Raw genomic sequence first — 19,563 nt, forward strand, 5'->3', positions numbered from 1 at the left:
TCCCATGCAAAAAGTTGTCCTCGCGACCGGCAATGCCGGTAAAGTGCGTGAACTCGCCTCTCTTCTGAGTGATTTCGGTCTTGATGTTGTTGCCCAAACGGAACTGGGTGTTGATTCTGCAGACGAGACCGGGCTGACGTTTATTGAGAACGCCATTCTGAAGGCGCGTCATGCTGCGCAAATTACCGGCTTACCGGCCATTGCTGATGACTCAGGTCTGGCAGTAAATGCCCTTGGCGGCGCGCCGGGTATCTATTCAGCCCGCTATTCCGGCGAAGATGCGACCGATCAGCAGAACCTGGAAAAACTGCTTCACACCCTGCAGGATGTTCCTGATGACAAGCGCCAGGCGCAGTTCCACTGTGTGCTGGTGTATATGCGCCATGCAGACGATCCAACGCCTGTTGTGTGCCACGGAAGCTGGCCGGGCGTGATTACCCGTGAACCTGCCGGAAACGGTGGTTTTGGCTACGACCCGATCTTCTTTGTGCCGTCTGAAGGGAAAACCGCAGCTGAACTGACCCGTGAAGAAAAGAGTGCGATTTCTCACCGCGGACAGGCGCTGAAGCTGTTGCTGGATGCCCTGCGTAATGGTTAAGCTTCCGCCGCTAAGTCTTTATATTCACATCCCGTGGTGCGTGCAGAAATGCCCGTACTGCGACTTCAACTCGCATGCGCTAAAGGGCGAAGTCCCTCATGACGACTATGTGCAGCATCTGCTGAGCGATCTGGATACTGAGGTGGCCCATGCCCAGGGCCGTGAAGTAAAGACGATTTTTATCGGTGGTGGCACGCCGAGCCTGCTTTCTGGCCCGGCGATGCAAACGCTGCTCGACGGCGTGCGAGCACGGCTGAATCTGGCCGAAGATGCAGAAATCACGATGGAGGCGAATCCCGGGACGGTGGAAGCCGATCGCTTTGTGGATTATCAACGCGCTGGCGTCAACCGTATCTCGATTGGCGTACAGAGCTTTAGCTCCGCCAAACTCGAACGTCTGGGACGTATTCACGGGCCGGAAGAAGCCAAACGAGCAGCACACCTGGCGAGCGGTCTGGGGCTACGCAGCTTTAACCTCGACCTGATGCATGGTTTACCGGATCAGACGCTGGAAGAGGCGCTGGGCGATTTACAGCAGGCCATCGCGCTCAACCCGCCACATCTTTCCTGGTATCAGTTGACCATCGAACCCAACACGCTGTTCGGTTCCCGACCGCCGGTTTTACCGGACGATGACGCGCTGTGGGATATTTTTGAGCAAGGCCACCAGCTACTGACCGCCGCGGGATATCAGCAGTACGAAACCTCAGCCTACGCCAGACCGGGTTATCAGTGTCAGCACAACCTTAACTACTGGCGTTTTGGCGACTATCTTGGCATTGGCTGCGGCGCACACGGTAAGATCACATTCCCTGACGGACGCATCCTGCGCACCACCAAAACACGGCATCCGCGTGGGTATATGCAAGGGCGTTATCTCGAAAGCCAGCGCGATGTCGCCGAAGCCGATAAGCCGTTCGAGTTCTTCATGAATCGTTTCCGGCTGCTGGAAGCCGCGCCTCGCGCGGAGTTCACGCAATATACCGGTCTCACCGAAGACGTTATTCGTCGACAGATCGATGAGGCTATTTCCCAGGGCTACCTGAGTGAATGCGATGAGTACTGGCAGATTACCCAACACGGTAAGCTGTTCTTGAATTCGCTGCTGGAGCTGTTTCTGGCGGAGTGATGGCTGGTGAACGTAGACCTGATAAGCGTAGCGCCATCAGGAAAATTGCCGGATGGCGGCTGCGTCTTATCCGGCCTACAGGGTTAGGGCGGTAAGCGCAGCCACCTTCATCGATTAATACTGATTAAACATTTCCTGGATCTGCTTAGGATCCTTGGTTTGAGTCAGCGCAAGCTGCAGCAGAACACGTGCTTTTTGCGGGTTCAGGGAACCTGAAGCCACAAATCCGTATTTTGCATCATCAACTTCTGCATCCTGTGTAGTGGCGCCCGTTGGTACACGGGATGAACGCACTACAACGGTACCTTTATGCGCGGCGGTTGCCAGCGTATCGAAAATGGTTTTATACAGGTTACCGTTACCTACACCCGCACTGACGATCCCGGCGTAACCCGCATCCACCAGCGCTTTTGCCGGCAGATCGGAGGCGTTAGCGTAGTTATAAACAATCCCAACTTTCGGCAGCTCGGTCAGCTTAGACACATCGAACGGAGTAGACGTGGTGTGCTTACGCGCAGGCGTACGCTGGTAGTCGATTTTACCGTTATGGATGTAACCCAGCGGGCCGTAGTTAACGGATTTGAAGGTAGCGACGTCGGTAGTGTTGGTTTTAGTCACGTCACGACCATCCATAACGGTGTCGTTCATCACCACCAGCACTCCGCGGTTGGCAGAGGCTTTGTCTGCGGCAGTTACTACCGCGTTATACAAGTTGAACGGGCCATCAGCGCTCATACCCGTAGACGGACGCATTGCACCGACCAGCACCACCGGCTTGTTGCACTTGACGGTCAGGTCGAGGAAATAGGCGGTTTCTTCCATGGTATCCGTACCATGTGTTACCACGAAGCCGTCGGTTTTATCACACTCGGTATTAATCTTTTTCGCCAGCGTTAACCAGACTTCGTCATTCATATCCTGGGAGCCGATATTCACCACCTGCTCGCCTTTAACGACAGCGATATCTTTCAATTGAGGTACGGCCTCAACCAGATTTTCTACGCCAACCTTGCCTGCCGTGTAGTTAGATTTTGTCGCGGAATCACCGCCGCCGGCAATCGTTCCGCCAGTAGCTAAAATGGTGATGTTTGGCAGTGCAAGCGCCGCGCCGCTGAAACCCATAACCAGTGCGGCAAGTGCCGTTTTCTTGAAAAACTCCATGTTATTTCTCCAGTTACTTGAATTTGCAGCATTATGTCTATCCTACAGATGAATAATGTGACGAGTTCCAATTAACCAGATTTATATCTCCACCAAATTGCCGTTCTTAGAGATGGATATCAAAAAAACAGAAATATACAAAATAAAACGGCACAGAATGTTTCTGTGCCGTTAATAAGAGGTGAAGATTATTTCAGAGTGCTAACCAGCGTTTTACGATCGTTTTCCAGCGTCACAACGCGGGAACAAACATCTTTGCCAAACTGCTGGAAGTCTTGTTCCTGATTCTTCCATTCGTTCTGAATTGAGGTCTGCAAACCACCGAGGCTTCCGAGTACGCCCTGCAGTGGATTACCACCGCCTTTGAGCACGGCTTTCGCCCCCATCTCGTTGATGCTGTCCTGCAAAATGCCGCCCATCGCCTGATTAACCAGCTGTTGTCCGTCCGCGCGGACCTGATCAATCGCCTTATAATGGAAAGTCAGGCCATCAGTTCGATGCTCGATGATGCGGTTCATCTGCTCTTTCAATTGCGCATCCAGCTTGGTTAAGCGGCCACGCATGTTGCTGCTTTCACCGACCTCTTTGGCGATGATTTTGTCCAGCGCCACGCGACCTTTCTCTACGCGCGCTCTGGCACCTTCGTCGATCCACGGCAGGCTGCTACGCAACGCCGCCTGATAATCTTTGGCCTGCTCACGCTGTGCGGCGTTCAGGTTGTACTGTTTACCGTTGAAGGTGACATCGCCAGCCTGGGTAATAACCAGGTCGCCATTCTCGCCCTTCACCTGCACCGTTTGTGGGCTCAAAATCACATCGTCACGCGGGGTGACGCTGCACTGGTAATCTGCATGTGCGGCCATCGCCGTGAACGTTAGGACTGCCGCCAGCAGCGTTTTGCGCATCATATCTTTCCCTCAATACAAATCGGGCCGGCATTTGCCGACCCTGTGCTACTTAGTCCCACCAAATATCGAAAAGTTCGCTGGTACGCACTTCTTCGAGTTTGTGCTCTTCCAGCCACTTACGCACGATTGCCTGGTGTTCTTCGGTGCATTTGCCGATTTCCTGCAGACAGATCAGACCTTCCCAGGCCAGATAGCCGCTGCCGTCAAAAGCCAGCTTGTTCGGTTCGATGACTTCATTGATAAAGTCATCAACGATTTGATCGACCTGCTCTCCAGATGTACCTTCCGGGAAACGCCATGCAACCGAAAATCCTACTTCCTGGAATTCTTCGATGTGCATCTTTTTACGCAGACGACGGCTACGGTTCTTTGCCATTATTTCACCCTCTCGAACATTAAGTCCCATACGCCGTGGCCAAGACGATGACCACGTTGTTCAAATTTGGTTACCGGGCGCGATTCCGGGCGCGGTACATAATCGTTACTCTCTGACTGGTTTTTATACCCGTCAATCGAGGACATCACTTCAAGCATGTGCTCCGCATACGCTTCCCAGTCGGTCGCCATATGGAACACGCCGCCCAGCTTCAGCTTACTTAAGATATGCTCAGCAAACGGTACCTGAACGATACGGCGTTTATTATGACGTGCTTTATGCCACGGGTCAGGGAAAAACAGCTGAACCATAGATAAAGAATTGTCAGGAATCATTTTATGCAGGACTTCAACGGCATCATGGCACATGACGCGCAGGTTCTCGACCCCCTCTTCATGGGCTGAAGCCAGACACGCACCAACGCCCGGTGAGTGAACCTCAATGCCGAGGAAATTCTGTTCCGGACGCGCTTTCGCCATTGCAACCAGCGACGCTCCCATACCAAAACCGATTTCCAGCGTGACTGGCGCGTCACGGCCAAACAGTTCTGCGAAATCTACAGGCTCTTCGCTGAACTCAACGCCCATCACCGGCCAGTAGTTTTCCAGCGCGTGTTCCTGCCCTTTCGTCAGTCGCCCCTGGCGACGAACAAAACTACGAATCCGGCGCAGAGGGCGGCCGTTTTCATCAAATTCCGGTGAAATGACGTCGTTCTTCATAAAAGTTTAGTCTGCTGTGTTTGAGTTCTGAAAACGGGCATTATCCAAAGTTAGTTGCCGGATGCAAGTAAAGGAAGAAAGTGAGCAGCGGAAAGTTCCGGTTTACACCCCGTTGCCGCTGTGCTGCAATCTTGCCCCCGGCAATAATGAAACGGTAATCATGCAAGCGTCTCAATTTTCGGCTCAGGTTTTGAGCTGGTACGACAAATACGGGCGTAAAACGCTGCCCTGGCAAATTGACAAGACGCCTTACAAAGTATGGCTCTCTGAGGTAATGCTGCAACAAACTCAGGTTGCGACCGTTATCCCCTATTTTGAGCGCTTTATGGCGCGCTTCCCAACGGTAACGGATTTAGCCCATGCGCCGCTGGATGAAGTTCTGCATTTGTGGACCGGGCTGGGTTATTACGCCCGTGCGCGTAATCTACATAAAGCCGCGCAGCAGGTTGTGACGCTGCATAGCGGTATATTTCCGCAAACCTTTGATGAAGTAGCCGCCCTACCTGGCGTCGGACGTTCAACCGCAGGCGCGATCCTTTCTCTCTCTCTGGGTCAGCATTTTCCGATTCTCGACGGTAACGTCAAACGCGTGCTGGCTCGCTGTTATGCTGTAAGCGGCTGGCCGGGTAAAAAAGAGGTCGAAAATAAGCTGTGGGAGCTGAGCGAGCAAGTTACGCCGGCCCAGGGTGTTGAGCGTTTTAATCAGGCGATGATGGATTTAGGCGCAATGGTCTGTACGCGCTCAAAACCTAAATGTTCCCTGTGTCCGTTGGAAAATGGCTGTGTGGCGAGCGCCAATGCAAGTTGGGCACTGTATCCCGGTAAAAAGCCCAAACAGACGTTACCGGAACGAACGGGCTATTTTTTACTGATGCAGCATGATGATGAAGTGCTGCTTGCACAGCGACCGCCCAGCGGCTTGTGGGGTGGTTTATACTGTTTTCCGCAGTTTGACGACGAAGATGGACTGCGCAACTGGCTGGCGCAACGACAAATTAACGCAGATAATCTGACCCAACTTAATGCGTTTCGCCATACCTTTAGCCATTTCCACTTAGATATTGTGCCTATGTGGCTTCCCGTGTCTTCATTCACCTCATGCATGGATGAAGGCAACGCGCTCTGGTATAACTTAGCGCAACCGCCGTCGGTCGGACTGGCGGCTCCCGTGGAGCGTTTGTTACAGCAATTACGTGCCGGTACACACGTTTAACGTACCGGACGATAAAGAGGACTTTTTATGAGCAGAACGATTTTTTGCACTTTCCTGCAACGCGAAGCAGAAGGCCAGGATTTTCAGCTGTACCCGGGCGATCTGGGAAAACGCATTTATAACGAGATTTCTAAAGAAGCATGGGCGCAATGGCAGCATAAACAGACCATGCTGATTAACGAGAAAAAACTCAATATGATGAACGTCGAACACCGTAAGTTACTGGAACAGGAGATGATTAACTTCCTGTTTGAAGGTAAGGATGTGCATATTGAAGGCTATACGCCAGAATCATAAGAACCGTTGCCGGATGGCGCTGCGCTTATCCGGCCTACGTTTTAATCTGGTCCTTGCAAACAACAAACACAACACGCACTCCCGGAATGATGAAAAAATTTCTCGCGCTTGCCGTTATTGCGCCGTTGCTCATCTCCTGTTCCAGTTCGACCAAAAAAGGCGATTCCTATAACGAAGCCTGGGTCAAGGATACCAACGGTTTTGATATTCTGATGGGGCAATTTGCCCATAATATTGAGAATTTGTGGGGATTTAAGGAAGTGCTGATTGCGGGTCCGAAGGACTACGTAAAGTATACCGATCAGTATCAAACCCGCAGCCACATCAACTTTGATGACGGTACAATAACCGTCGAGACCATTGCCGGGACAGATCCCGCCGGACACCTGCGTCGGGCGATTATCAAGACATTGCTGATGGGCGATGATCCGGGTTCTATCGACCTCTATTCCGATGTCGACGACATTAAGATTTCCAAAGAACCATTCCTGTACGGACAGGTGGTTGATAATACCGGCCAGCCCATTCGTTGGGAGGGGCGTGCCACCAACTTTGCCAACTACCTGCTGCAAACACGACTTAAAAGCCGCAGCAATGGCCTGCGTATCATCTATAGCGTGACGATCAATCTGGTGCCGAACCACCTTGATAAGCGCGCGCATAAATACGTCGGTATGGTGCGTCAGGCTTCACGTAAGTACGGCGTCGACGAGTCGCTGATTCTGGCTATCATGCAAACCGAATCCTCGTTTAACCCGTATGCGGTGAGCCATGCCGATGCGCTGGGACTGATGCAGGTGGTACAGCACAGCGCCGGGAAAGATGTGTTCCGCTCGCAAGGGCGCTCAGGCACACCAAGCCGTAGCTTCTTGTTTGACCCGGCCAGCAACATTGATACCGGTACGGCCTATCTGGCAATGCTCAACAATGTCTATTTGGGCGGTATCGATAATCCGACCTCACGTCGCTATGCGGTAATCACCGCGTATAACGGCGGCGCGGGCAGCGTGCTACGCGTGTTCTCGAACGATAAAATTCAGGCCGCGAATATCATTAACAGCATGTCTCCAGGTGACGTTTATCAAACGCTGACCACCCGACATCCCTCTGCTGAATCACGCCGATACCTTTACAAGGTCAATTCCGCACAAAAATCCTATCGACGCCGCTAATGTATTCCTCTTCAGCCCCCTAAAACGGGGGCCTGAAGCACCAAAAATGTTAACTCCATCACTCTTTTGCTTTGCAATCAGAAATTGTTTGCAAATATTTGTCACAGGTAACAAAAAAAGAGTGCCTCTCATTGATAGAATCACATCATATAGCCACGGCAAATGTGCCTTTTAAAACATTCATCCGCATTACGGTGTGAGGAAATTAACATGAATCTTAAGCTGCAGCTGAAAGTTCTCTCGTTTCTGCAGTTCTGCTTATGGGGTAGTTGGCTCACTACCCTCGGCTCCTATATGTTTGTCACCCTTAAATTCGATGGTGCATCCATTGGCGCGGTGTATAGCTCGCTGGGGATCGCCGCCGTGTTTATGCCAACGCTGTTAGGGATCGTGGCCGATAAATGGATCAGTGCGAAGTGGGTTTACGCCCTTTGCCACCTGGTCGGCGCAGGAACGCTGTTTGCCGCAGCCGAAGTCACCACGCCAGGGGCCATGTTCTTTGTGATCCTGCTTAACTCCCTGGCCTATATGCCAACACTGGGGCTAATCAACACCATCTCCTACTATCGCCTGCAATCTGCCGGGATGGATATCGTTACCGACTTCCCGCCAATTCGTATCTGGGGCACCATCGGCTTTATTCTGGCGATGTGGGCCGTGAGCTTCTCCGGCTTTGAACTGAGCCATATGCAGCTTTATATCGGTGCGACATTGTCCCTGGTACTGGTACTGTTCACCCTGACGCTGCCGCATATTCCGGTTGCCAATCAGCAGAAAAACCAGAGCTGGACATCAATGCTCGGTCTGGATGCTTTCGCGCTGTTTAAAAACAAGCGTATGGCGATTTTCTTCATCTTCTCAATGATGCTGGGCGCAGAGCTGCAGATTACCAATATGTTTGGTAACACCTTCCTGCACAGCTTCGATAACAACCCACTGTTCTCCGGTAGCTTTATCGTGGAACACGCATCGGTGATGATGTCGATTTCACAGATTTCCGAGACGCTGTTTATCCTGACCATCCCGTTCTTCTTAAGCCGTTACGGTATTAAGAACGTGATGCTTATCAGTATTGTGGCGTGGATGCTGCGCTTCGGCCTGTTTGCCTACGGCGATCCAACGCCGTTCGGTACCGTGCTGCTGGTTCTGTCGATGATTGTTTACGGCTGCGCCTTCGACTTCTTCAACATCTCTGGTTCTGTGTTCGTGGAGAAAGAAGTACGCCCTGAAATCCGCGCCAGCGCACAGGGTATGTTCCTGATGATGACCAACGGCTTCGGTTGTATTCTGGGCGGACTGGTGAGCGGTAAAGTCGTTGAACACTATACGCTGAACGGTATTACCGACTGGCAGACCGTGTGGTTGATCTTCGCAGGTTACTCGCTGGTTCTGGCTTTTGCCTTCGTTGCGCTGTTTAAATACAAACACGTACGCGTTCCAGCAGGCACACAGACTATCGCGCACTAACGTTTACGCAGAGAAAAGCGGGTTACCAAAAGGTAACCCGCTTTTTTTGCGCTTACTTCACCACATATCCATACAGACGCTTAATACCGTCTGCATCCGTTTCACTGTAAACACCTTGCAGCTCCGGCGAGAAGCCTGGCAGCAGGTTTACGCCCTCTTCCAGCGCCAGAAAATATTGCTGTACCGCCCCACCCCATACTTCGCCCGGTACCACGCACAGCACGCCCGGAGGATAAGGCAGCGCACCTTCCGCCGCAATGCGGCCAGCTGCTTCACTAATCCGCACCAGTTCAACATCACCACGGATAAAAGCGCTGTTCGCATCCTGTGGGTTCATCGCCACGGCAGGTAAACTTTCCTGACGGAACATCGCTTTTTGCAGATCTTTCACATCAAAGCTGACGTACAGTGAGTGCATCTCCTGGCACAGTTCACGCAGGGTGTAATCCCGATAGCGTACCGGATACTTATTGAAGATGGTGGGCAGCACATCTGCCAGCGGCGTATCGTCTTCAATATGCTGCTCAAACTGCGCCAGCATCGCCACCAGTTGCGCCAGTTTCTCTGCGCTTTCTGCCGGGGTCAGCAGGAACAGAATCGAGTTAAGGTCGCATTTCTCCGGCACGATGCCGTTTTCACGCAGGTAATGCGCCAGAATCGTCGCCGGAATACCAAACTCGGTATATTGCCCGGTTTGTGCGTCAATGCCCGGAGTGGTTAACAGCAGTTTGCAAGGATCGACGAAATACTGGTCGCGCGCGTAACCGGAAAAACCATGCCATTTAGCACCTGGTTCGAAGCTAAAGAAGCGACGCTCGCTGGCAATCACCTGCGTCGGATAGCTTTCCCACGGTTTGCCATCGACTACCGGGGGAACAAACGGCCGAATCATCTTACAGCGGGTAAGTATCGCTTTACGGGCCTCAATGCCCAGCGTCACACACTCCGCCCACAGCCGACGACCGCTCTCGCCTTCATGGATTTTGGCGTTAATGTCCAGCGCCGCAAACAGCGGGTAAAACGGACTGGTAGAAGCATGCAGCATAAATGCATTATTCAGACGCTTATGCGGGCAGAACCGCGCCTGACCGCGAATATGGTTATCCTTTTTGTGGATCTGCGAGGTTTGCGAGAATCCGGCCTGCTGTTTGTGTACCGACTGGGTGACAAAGATCCCCGGATCGTTAGCATCGAGATCCAACAGCAGCGGTGACCCATCGGCCATCATCGGAATAAATTGCTCGTAACCGACCCATGCAGAGTCAAACAGGATGTAATCACACAGATGACCGATCTTGTCGATCACCTGCCGGGCATTGTAGATCGTACCGTCATAGGTGCCGAGCTGAATGATCGCCAGACGGAACGGGCGCGGTTGATCGGCCTTTTGCGGCGCAACCTCGCGAAGTTGCTGGCGCAGATACTCCTCATCAAAGCAGTGCTCGTCAATACCGCCAATAAAGCCAAACGGATTACGCGCCGCTTCCAGATACACCGGCGTCGCACCCGCCTGGATCAGCGCACCGTGGTGGTTCGACTTATGGTTATTACGGTCAAACAGCACCAGATCGCCGCGCGTCAGCAGCGCATTGGTTACTACTTTATTGGCCGCAGAAGTCCCGTTCAGCACAAAGTAGGTTTTATCCGCGTGGAAAACTTTCGCGGCAAATTTCTGCGCATGTTTCGCCGAGCCTTCATGAATCAGCAGATCGCCAAGCTTAACGTCGGCGTTGCACATATCCGCGCGAAACAGATTCTCGCCAAAGAACTCGTAGAAATGGCGCCCCGCGGGATGCTTTTTAAAGAACTCACCGTGTTGATGTCCTGGGCAGGCAAATGTGCTGTTCCCCATCTCGACATACTGAGTCAATGTGTCATAGAACGGCGGCAGCAAATCTTCTTCATACTGACAGGCAGCAGACTCCAGCTCCAGCCAGTCCTGCGCCTGACCGCGAATGACCGCATTCACACCCATCGGCAGATCAACATCCGACTCTGCGAACAGAAACACGGGTATATGAAAACCGGTGCGTTTCAGCAAAGCAAGGATCCCGCTGCGGCTATCCGCAACGGTAATGACGACTGCCGCAACGTCAGTAAAATCAGTACTGTCCAGCGACACCACCTGACGATGGCTGGACAGACGAGAAACCAGTTCTCCACTGGCGGCAATTTTCATTGATTTCATAAGCGCAATAACCCGTTTCGGGAAAATCAAAAGTCCCGGACAAAGCCACATTGCTTTGCCCACGAAATGACAGGTCAAACTGGTTACCAGCCCCGACCGCCAGACATCAGTAAAAGCAGATAGCCTCTGATTTTACTGTTATCCTGCAGTGAGCGTGCGCTGCCCTCACCGCATGGTGGGAGCGTAAGGATAAGTCGCAGGAAGGGGCAAACATCGCGCAAAAAGGCGATGTTGAAGGCGATGTAGGGGGAGTAATATCATCCCAGGCAGCCCCATTCAGACAGGAGAAAATTCGCGCAATCATGGCACCTTTCACTTTCAGGCGCAAGATAAAATCCGGAGCCTGAACCTCACAGATAAACAAGCATTTCGTCTGCCAATCGCGGCATAATAATGCAATCTGAAAACATATTTTACCCAGAGAATTGCCTTTAGCATCAAGACGATAATGGGTATGCAGGAGCAAACGTGGTAATTGGACCCTTTATTAATGCTGGCGCCATTTTATTTGGTGGTGTTCTCGGCGCACTACTCAGCCAGCATTTACCGGAACGCATTCGTGCCTCCATGACCTCCATATTCGGACTGTGCTCTTTGGGGATTGGTATTTTGCTGGTTATCAAGTGCGCTAACCTACCGGTGATGGTCCTGGCTACGTTGGTCGGTGCATTAATTGGCGAGTTCTGTTATCTGGAAAAAGGGATCAATACCGCGGTTGCCAAAGCGCAGCAGCTTTTCACCCGGTCGGATGCCAACACCACGCACGAATCCTTCATCCAGAGCTATGTGGCCATCATCGTGCTATTTTGCGCCAGTGGTACTGGGATCTTCGGGGCGATACATGAAGGGATGACCGGCGACCCGAATATTTTAATCGCCAAATCGTTTCTTGATTTCTTCACGGCCATCATCTTCGCCTGTTCATTAGGAATCGCGGTATCTGCCATTTGTGTACCAATGCTGGCAATCCAGCTAACGCTTGCCACTTGCGCAGCACTTATTTTGCCCCTGACGACGCCAGCCATGATGGCCGATTTCAGCGCCGTAGGTGGACTGCTGTTGTTGGCAACCGGTTTACGTATTTGTGGAATCAAAATGTTTGCGGTTGTGAATATGCTTCCTGCCCTTCTGCTGGCAATGCCGCTTTCCGCCGCGTGGACGGCATTTTTTGCCTGAGAATGCGTGCAATAGCAACAATGTGGTGATAGATTGTGCAGTCTGCGTTGATTTGAAGAAATTTCGTTGACGAAACGAAGCGAATCGGTTTTAATGCGCCTCGTTGCCCGGATAGCTCAGTCGGTAGAGCAGGGGATTGAAAATCCCCGTGTCCTTGGTTCGATTCCGAGTCCGGGCACCACTATTTAGAAGAACCCGCCTATGGCGGGTTTTTTGCTTTTGGCGAAACGGACTCTTCATCGAACTTTGCCAACTGCTCACCTCCAATTCGTCCAGAAGCCCGCAACGACGACGCCACCGTCACGTATGAATACGATGATGCCGACCGGGTCACCGCCGAAACCATTAACGGCAGGCGCACAGAATATCGTTACGACCCCGTACAGGATACGGTCTCGCAGCGCACCACCGCCGGTATTACTGAGCACTTTACCCGCAGTCTTATGGGTGACCTGACCTCGTGGCAGATAGCGGACCATGCTCCCTTACTTATAAGAGGCATTACTGATGAATAACGATGAACTAATAACAATAATGTGTAGAAATAAATTCTCTAAAAAACAGATTAATAACCTAAATAAATTATCATAAAAATTCTCAACATCATTATATGACACGGTTTCTGAACTGGCAAGATGCTTTCCCCGTTCTTCATTTATTCATATTTTCTCTCTCATTATTATAATTTATCAGTACCTTAATGATATCAAACAAGACTATTATACCCCATCACTTATCTTTCTTTATGTTGGAATATTGTGCTTTATATATTTAATACTTCATATATTTGCACCATTACCCCAAGGATATAAAGCAAGAAAAATCATAAAAAAACCAGAGAAAAATAGATTCCTAATAGGAATCACACATTACATTATAATTTAATAGTTAATATAGGTTTTATAGCCAATTTTATAAGTTCACATTGCACACACAGGGATATTTTTAATTTAGCGGACACATAAACCACTAAATATATAAAAAGACAATAGTAATTAATACAAATAAAAAAATCAAGTCTTCTCGCAAACATCCCCTTGACTATAAATGGGATTTGAAAAAACAGCATACCAAAAAAAATAATCAAGGCATGTTGTAACGCCCTCTTAGCTGATAAGCAAATTATATCATGCAAGTCATTTAAATTTACTTTGCATTGAGGATTCTTTATCTTTGATTTTTTTGAACATATAGAGTTCTTTTGGAGGAAACTCGACCTCTTGTATTTTATCTTTCAATTTAACGTTTTTAATTTCCTTTCAGCACCTCGATGACAAGAAAAAAGCATAGGAATATTTATATCAAACCACTAAAGAAAGACCCCGTCCTAGAGGCATTTCTTTTGGATATTTCGAAAATTATTCCCATCAAATAACCCCGTGATGGCAACATCACCATCACAGGGGTTGCGCGGTTATTCCTTCACCACAATCAGCGGTTCAATATCGCTCTCTTTTTTAATCACCAGCGACTCGTCACCGCGCAGGCAGGTACCGCCGTAGTTACCACCTACGGTAAAGGTACAAACCTGGATATATTTACCGGCAACTTTTGGCAGACACCAAAGCTGCTGATAAATGTTCTTCTGCTCGGCAAACTTACCGCTGGTTTTATCCAGTAGCTCTTCCTGATGACTCACAAGATCGATGTTGCTGCCACAACGTCCTGCAATAGGTTTCACCGCATAACCGGTTTGCGCCAGCTCTTCATTAACAGTGAAATCCGTATCTAGCAGATAACGGTGGTGCGGGAACAGTTGCCAGAGGATCGGCAGAATCGCTTTGTTGCCAGGGATAACCGTCCACAGAGGTTCGAAGACCAGCACTTCCGGGCGCAGCAGCACGTCGATTAAACGCACTTCCTGATTCGTATGCCCGGTACGAATTGGCACCGCGGCGTACTCCGTTTCGCTGACCTCGCGCACCTGCTCAATTGCGGTTTCCCACGCCCAGGTCTTCCAGACGCAGTTCACCAGACGGCCGTCTCCGTCAGTCAATTGACCGGCGTCATCCCAGCGCAGTTCATCCAAACCTCGCAGAATTTTGCTGTCAAACCCGGCCTGACGCAGCGCCTGCTGCATAAACTGCGCGTGATAGTTTTCCTCGATATCCTTATCCTGCATGATGTGGACAAACGGACGTGCACGGCTGTGCTTCCAGGCACCCGCCAGTTCGTTGATCAACCCTTCAGCCGGGTTGTGTCCCTGCCCTGTGTAACCACGCTCGGCCCATCTTTCGAGGATCAAACCGGCTTCGGTATGGCACGATGCGGAATCGGCGTTGTACTCATACACCTTCAGTCCACGTTCATCCATACAGAAATCCATACGCCCCGTAATCATATGATGCCGACGACGCTGCCAGGAAAGGCGCAGGCGCGGCCAGAGGATTTTCGGGATATCAAACAGCGCCAGCAGGTTGTCGTCTTTCAGCACCTTATCGGTCGCATGCAGATACATCAGGTGCAGCTCGTTGGTGGCTTTAATCAGCTCCTGCTCGGCGCTCTCGGTAATGGTGAAGTACTGATGCGGGTCCTGATTAATCACATGGCCGTTCGCCAGCACGTAGGCTTTTTGCAGCGGATCCTGCTCATTCAGCCATTTACCGTCAAATTGCCCGTTATCTTCCAGTCGCGCGCCGCCAATTTTCAGCGAGTCATTGGCGATCTCCGGCTGCGGTAGGCTGAAACGGATATCATCGGTCTGGATCATCCAACCAAGAATGGTCGTGTCGTCAAAGGTATCACGCAGGGTGTAACAACCGTTCTCAACCACCATCTCCAGTTCGCGGGTCCACTGCTGTCCGGGAGGCAGCGGCGTATGGAGCACGTTCTGTTCGGCAATACGGATTTTGTTTTCCAGCAACTGGGTGACGACCGCCACATGCCCGGTATCTTTAAATTCGCCGCCTTTTTGCCAGATAAGCAGAGCCCCTGCTACCGGCGCGCGGGGCGAGCCATTCGGAAATGCCTGTAACGGTAGGATGTTGTCATTCACTACTTCGCGCAGGAAGCGTAAGGAGAAGATCTCCCAGGCCATACCCACATCGGTGAAGACCATGCCATAGTTAAGGAAGAGAAAGCGGCGTGCGAACTCTACGCACTGCCATTTGTGGCCCATGTATTCATCGTCGATATAGCTGCGAAATGCTGCATCATCGTCGTAGTCCCGTGGGTCGAGGGAGCTGTAATCTGAAGAGTAGATTGCTACGCCACCTGGGGCATAGCCCAATAATGTCCCGAATGGGGCATCCTGACTGGTCGTTCCTTTGCTCATGCACCTTACCTCAAAACAATACAGCCTGAGCAGGTTGGCGTGAATTTTTCGCTCTGATTGCCTGCTCTGCGACACTAACCGGACAGAGGTCGACATCATCATACACCTCAACGCAGCGGCTGGCGCTCAGAGGCGAAAAATTCACAGCAGGAACTACGCTTTGGTCAGGGTGACCGGTACGCTTTTATACGCCGGAGTCAAACTTTGTGTATCTACTGCATCCAGCGAAAGCAGGACATTCGCTTCAGGCAGATAAGCGCCAATTGAGCCAGCCGCCATGTTGTAAATCACCACCGTTAAGCCGTACATGATGCGATCCGCGCAGGGCTGACCGTTGTCGTCCAGCGCCTGAACGTTGACCACATCACCCTGGCTCAGACCGCGGCTCGTCGCTTCTTCGGCGCTTAAAAACACCACATCCCGACGGCCAGTAATGCCACGATAGCGATCGTTCATCCCATAAATCGTGGTGTTGTACTGATCGTGGCTACGCAGCGTTGCCAGAACCAGTGCATCAGCAGGCTGATGTTCCCGCTCTACCGCCCGCTGATGGTTGACGATAAAGTTGGCTTTGCCATTCTCCGTTCGCCATTCACGGCGCGAAGCAGGCGTATCCATACGAAATCCGCCCGGCTCGGCAATACGTGCGTTGTAATCGTGGAACGCCGGGATCACGGCTTCAATGGCGTCACGGATCAACGCGTAGTCCCCGGTAAATGCTTCCCAGCTGATCGGAGAATGCGGCAGCGTGGCACGCGCCATGCCCGCCACAATCGCGGGCTCCGATTTTAGCCAGCGGGAAGCCGGCTTCAGCGCGCCACAGGAAGCGTGGACCATCGACATAGAATCTTCGACGGTCACCGACTGGATCCCCGTCGCCTGCATGTCGCGCTCCGTTCGGCCTAATGCAGGTAGCAGGTAGTTATGCTTTGCCAGCAGCAGATGCGATCTGTTCAGTTTGGTCGCCACATGGACCTGCAGATCCAGATTTTTCATCGCCGCAAAGGTACGCTGCGGCTGGGGCATCGCTACCGCCAGATTGCCGCCCATGCAGATGAGCGCTTTTGCATCTCCCCGCTCGATGGCCCGAATGCTCTCCACGCTGGAGCGTCCATGCTTGCGCGGAACGCGGATAGAAAAATGCTTCTCAAGTCGTTGCAGGAAGTCTTCGGACGCCGCTTCGTTGATCCCTACAGAACGATCGCCCTGCACATTAGAATGGCCGCGTAACGGGCAGATCCCCGCCCCCGGCTTACCCATATTGCCTTTCAGCAGCAACAGATTTACCAGCTGCTGAACGTTCTCGGTGCCGTTTTTATGCTGGGTGATGCCCAGACCATAACAAACAATCGTGGCGCTGGATTTACTGTAGCTGTGCGCCAGATCTTCCATCTGACTGCGCGTCAGACCCGAGTCCTGTTCCAGCTCAGCCCAGTTATGCTGACGTAAGTCGTCATACAGCGCTGCATATCCCGCGGTATGTTGGTCGATAAACGCATGATCGAGCGTCGGCTGTTGATCCAGTAGGATCCGCGCTTCGTCCATTTCGATCAGCGCCTTCATTATGCCTTTGAGCAACGAGGCGTCACCGCCCATTTTTACCTGGTAGTAGTCGTTGCTCAGCTCCGTCGCCTGACCGGTGAACATCTCTTTCGCACTTTGCGGGAAGCTAAAGCGCTCAAGCCCCCTTTCGTTCAGCGGGTTGATGGAGATAATTTTTGCTCCACGTTTGGCAACGTCGCGTAAGGTGGTCAGCATGCGTGGATGGTTAGTACCAGGGTTATGCCCGATACAAATCACCAGATCGCAGTGGTCAAAATCATCAAGTTCAACGGTCCCTTTCCCAAGGCCAATGGCCGGCGTTAGCCCTGCGCTGGTCGGTCCGTGGCACATGTTTGAGCAATCAGGAAAGTTGCTGCTACCATATTCGCGGGCAAACAGCTGATACAGGAACGCCGCCTCATTTGACGTTCTGCCGGAGGTATAAAACTCAACCTGTTGTGCTGAGTCATAGCTGCGCAGACGCTCGCCGATCTCCCGAAAGGCGATATCCCAATCCACCGCCTGCCAGGTGTCTGACACTGCATCGTATTTCATTGGATGCGTCAAACGACCAATGTTTTCCAGTTCATAATCGCTGTAGTGCCAGAGTGTGGAAACCGGGTGACGACTGAAAAATTCCGGTGACGCTTTCTTACTGGTTGTCTCCCAGGAAACCGCCTTAACGCCATTTTCGCACAGCTCCATTGGCGCACGATGCCCGGGGTCCGGCCACGCACAGCCCGGACAATCGAACCCTTTCACCTGGTTCATTTTGAACATCGCGATAATGTCGCGCGCGACAGCCTTTTGCGAAAACACCGAAGCAGTGACGGCTTTTACCGCACCCCACCCACCCGCAGGGCCCTGATAACCGCTTACTCCTGGAACACCATTTTTCATTATTACTGCTTATTCACCGCCAATTTTTGATGGTGAATACGGTAGCAATTTCCGTCCAACATTGATTTCCTCTTCATGGAGTACGGGCCAGGTACAATGAACGGGTTAGATTTATCTTCCCCTTTCAGCACAAAGCGACATAAAGTCCCAATCTGTTAAATTGAGTTCTACCTAACTGCTACACTGCATCAACACAACCACTCAGAAGGCAGGTCAATATGTCAGACAATACCTATCAGCCCGCGAAAGTCTGGACGTGGGAAAAATCGAATGGCGGCGCATTCGCCAATATCAACCGCCCGATTTCCGGCGCCACCCACGAAAAAACGCTGCCGGTTGGCAAGCATCCGCTGCAGCTCTATTCGCTGGGTACACCAAACGGGCAGAAAGTGACGATTATGCTGGAGGAGCTGCTGGCGCAGGGCGTGAAGGGCGCGGAATACGATGCCTGGATTATTCGCATTGGCGATGGCGATCAGTTTTCCAGCGGCTTTGTTGAGGTGAATCCGAACTCGAAGATCCCGGCACTGCGCGACCACTCGCAAAACCCACCGGTTCGCGTATTCGAATCTGGCGCAATTCTGCTCTATCTGGCGGAAAAATATGGTTATTTCCTGCCGCAAGATTTGGCAAAACGTACCGAAACGCTGAACTGGCTGTTCTGGCTACAAGGCGCGGCGCCGTTCCTCGGCGGTGGTTTTGGCCACTTCTATAACTATGCGCCGGTAAAAATCGAGTACGCGATCAACCGCTTCACGATGGAAGCCAAGCGCTTGCTCGACGTGCTGGATAAGCAATTAGCACAGAATCAGTTTGTGGCAGGAGATGAATACACCATTGCCGATATGGCGGTCTGGCCATGGTTTGGCAATGTGGTGCTGGGTAACGTGTACGACGCGGCAGAGTTCCTCGATGCAGGAAGTTACAAGCACGTGCAGCGCTGGGCAAAAGAGGTTGCCGCGCGTCCGGCAGTTAAGCGAGGTCGTATTGTAAACCGCACTAACGGGCCGCTGAACGAGCAGCTTCATGAACGTCATGACGCCAGCGACTTCGACACCAATACCGAAGATAAGCGCCAGGGTTAACGCAAGATGCCGGATGGCGGTATAAATGCCTTATCCGGCCTACATAGAAGGCGTAGGCCTGATAAGCGCAACGTCATCAGGCACTAACCGATTGTCACGCGCTGGTGACGTCGTACTCCATGCGGCGAAGTGCGTCTAACGTGGCTTTAGCTTCATCTTCATCAATGATGCTCATGGCGAACCCTACGTGCACCAGCACCCATTGCCCGACCAGCTCAGCGGTATCACCTTCACAAATCAGGGCAATATTGACATCACGTTTGATGCCGCACACTTCAACCTGCGCAAGCTGGTGAATATCTTCACCAACGGCCAGAACCTGACCAGGGACTCCAATACACATATCTGACTCCGCCCC

The 19,563-nt window shown here is 51.7% G+C and carries 16 protein-coding genes and 1 tRNA gene; 9 read left to right on the forward strand and 8 right to left on the reverse strand.

Annotated features, from left to right (window positions below; all coding sequences use genetic code 11):
• Window positions 1-4: 4 nt before the first annotated feature.
• Window positions 5-598: an XTP/dITP diphosphatase gene (locus OGX97_RS19940; protein WP_235126823.1), complete on the forward strand. Its 594-nt coding sequence runs from the start codon at window positions 5-7 to the stop codon at window positions 596-598.
• On the forward strand, window positions 591-1,727 hold the full coding sequence (hemW, locus tag OGX97_RS19945) for a radical SAM family heme chaperone HemW (RefSeq protein WP_003825412.1): 1,137 nt from the start codon (window positions 591-593) through the stop codon (window positions 1,725-1,727). The genes OGX97_RS19940 and hemW overlap by 8 nt, the downstream gene beginning before the upstream one ends.
• A gap of 114 nt (window positions 1,728-1,841) precedes the next feature.
• On the opposite strand, the gene ansB is transcribed toward hemW, so the two are convergent.
• The 4 genes from ansB to trmB form a co-directional block, all read right to left on the reverse strand.
• Window positions 1,842-2,888 (reverse strand): L-asparaginase 2, encoded by a 1,047-nt coding sequence (ansB, locus tag OGX97_RS19950; RefSeq protein WP_003027108.1) that lies wholly within the window; start codon window positions 2,886-2,888, stop codon window positions 1,842-1,844.
• A 188-nt stretch (window positions 2,889-3,076) separates the two neighbouring features.
• Window positions 3,077-3,796, reverse strand: a complete 720-nt coding sequence (locus tag OGX97_RS19955; RefSeq protein ID WP_003825409.1) for a DUF2884 domain-containing protein — start codon at window positions 3,794-3,796, stop codon at window positions 3,077-3,079.
• Window positions 3,797-3,845: 49 nt separating this feature from the next.
• Window positions 3,846-4,172 (reverse strand): YggL family protein, encoded by a 327-nt coding sequence (locus tag OGX97_RS19960; RefSeq protein ID WP_003027115.1) that lies wholly within the window; start codon window positions 4,170-4,172, stop codon window positions 3,846-3,848.
• Window positions 4,172-4,891, reverse strand: a complete 720-nt coding sequence (trmB, locus tag OGX97_RS19965) for a tRNA (guanosine(46)-N7)-methyltransferase TrmB (protein ID WP_003825406.1) — start codon at window positions 4,889-4,891, stop codon at window positions 4,172-4,174. Before trmB ends, OGX97_RS19960 begins: the two co-directional genes overlap by 1 nt.
• A 160-nt stretch (window positions 4,892-5,051) precedes the next feature.
• Here trmB and mutY point away from each other — a divergent pair, with 160 nt between their 5' ends.
• From mutY to OGX97_RS19985, 4 genes are all read left to right on the forward strand, one after another.
• Window positions 5,052-6,104, forward strand: a complete 1,053-nt coding sequence (gene mutY / locus OGX97_RS19970; protein ID WP_235126821.1) for an A/G-specific adenine glycosylase — start codon at window positions 5,052-5,054, stop codon at window positions 6,102-6,104.
• Window positions 6,105-6,131: 27 nt separating this feature from the next.
• The gene (locus OGX97_RS19975) at window positions 6,132-6,401 is read left to right on the forward strand and encodes an oxidative damage protection protein (RefSeq protein ID WP_003027126.1); all 270 of its coding nucleotides are present in this window, start codon (window positions 6,132-6,134) and stop codon (window positions 6,399-6,401) included.
• 86 nt (window positions 6,402-6,487) lie between these two features.
• The gene (gene mltC, locus OGX97_RS19980) at window positions 6,488-7,573 is read left to right on the forward strand and encodes a membrane-bound lytic murein transglycosylase MltC (RefSeq protein ID WP_008785777.1); all 1,086 of its coding nucleotides are present in this window, start codon (window positions 6,488-6,490) and stop codon (window positions 7,571-7,573) included.
• 210 nt (window positions 7,574-7,783) lie between these two features.
• Window positions 7,784-9,040 carry a nucleoside permease gene (locus OGX97_RS19985; protein ID WP_008785778.1) on the forward strand — a complete coding sequence of 419 codons (1,257 nt, stop codon included), beginning with the start codon at window positions 7,784-7,786 and terminating at the stop codon, window positions 9,038-9,040.
• A gap of 52 nt (window positions 9,041-9,092) precedes the next feature.
• On the opposite strand, the gene OGX97_RS19990 is transcribed toward OGX97_RS19985, so the two are convergent.
• Window positions 9,093-11,228 (reverse strand): ornithine decarboxylase, encoded by a 2,136-nt coding sequence (locus OGX97_RS19990; protein WP_048236909.1) that lies wholly within the window; start codon window positions 11,226-11,228, stop codon window positions 9,093-9,095.
• A gap of 468 nt (window positions 11,229-11,696) precedes the next feature.
• On the opposite strand from OGX97_RS19990, the gene OGX97_RS19995 reads away from it, so the two are divergent.
• Both OGX97_RS19995 and OGX97_RS20000 read left to right on the forward strand, forming a co-directional pair.
• Window positions 11,697-12,404 (forward strand): DUF554 domain-containing protein, encoded by a 708-nt coding sequence (locus OGX97_RS19995; protein ID WP_003825390.1) that lies wholly within the window; start codon window positions 11,697-11,699, stop codon window positions 12,402-12,404.
• A 105-nt stretch (window positions 12,405-12,509) separates the two neighbouring features.
• Window positions 12,510-12,585, forward strand: a tRNA-Phe gene (locus OGX97_RS20000).
• A 1,233-nt stretch (window positions 12,586-13,818) separates the two neighbouring features.
• Here OGX97_RS20000 and gss read toward each other — a convergent pair.
• Entirely contained in the window at window positions 13,819-15,678 is a 1,860-nt protein-coding gene (gene gss, locus OGX97_RS20005) for a bifunctional glutathionylspermidine amidase/synthase (protein WP_279850811.1), read from the reverse strand.
• 153 nt (window positions 15,679-15,831) lie between these two features.
• Window positions 15,832-18,120 carry an FdhF/YdeP family oxidoreductase gene (locus OGX97_RS20010; RefSeq protein WP_279850810.1) on the reverse strand — a complete coding sequence of 763 codons (2,289 nt, stop codon included), beginning with the start codon at window positions 18,118-18,120 and terminating at the stop codon, window positions 15,832-15,834.
• A gap of 218 nt (window positions 18,121-18,338) precedes the next feature.
• On the opposite strand from OGX97_RS20010, the gene yghU reads away from it, so the two are divergent.
• Window positions 18,339-19,205: a glutathione-dependent disulfide-bond oxidoreductase gene (gene yghU / locus OGX97_RS20015; RefSeq protein ID WP_008785803.1), complete on the forward strand. Its 867-nt coding sequence runs from the start codon at window positions 18,339-18,341 to the stop codon at window positions 19,203-19,205.
• Between the two features lie 94 nt (window positions 19,206-19,299).
• Here yghU and hybG read toward each other — a convergent pair whose 3' ends face one another.
• Window positions 19,300-19,548, reverse strand: coding sequence for a hydrogenase maturation factor HybG (gene hybG, locus OGX97_RS20020; RefSeq protein WP_003024459.1), 249 nt, complete (start codon window positions 19,546-19,548; stop codon window positions 19,300-19,302).
• Window positions 19,549-19,563: the final 15 nt, after the last annotated feature.

This window comes from Citrobacter sp. Cpo061 (genome assembly GCF_030332845.1).
Lineage (GTDB): Bacteria > Pseudomonadota > Gammaproteobacteria > Enterobacterales > Enterobacteriaceae > Citrobacter > Citrobacter portucalensis.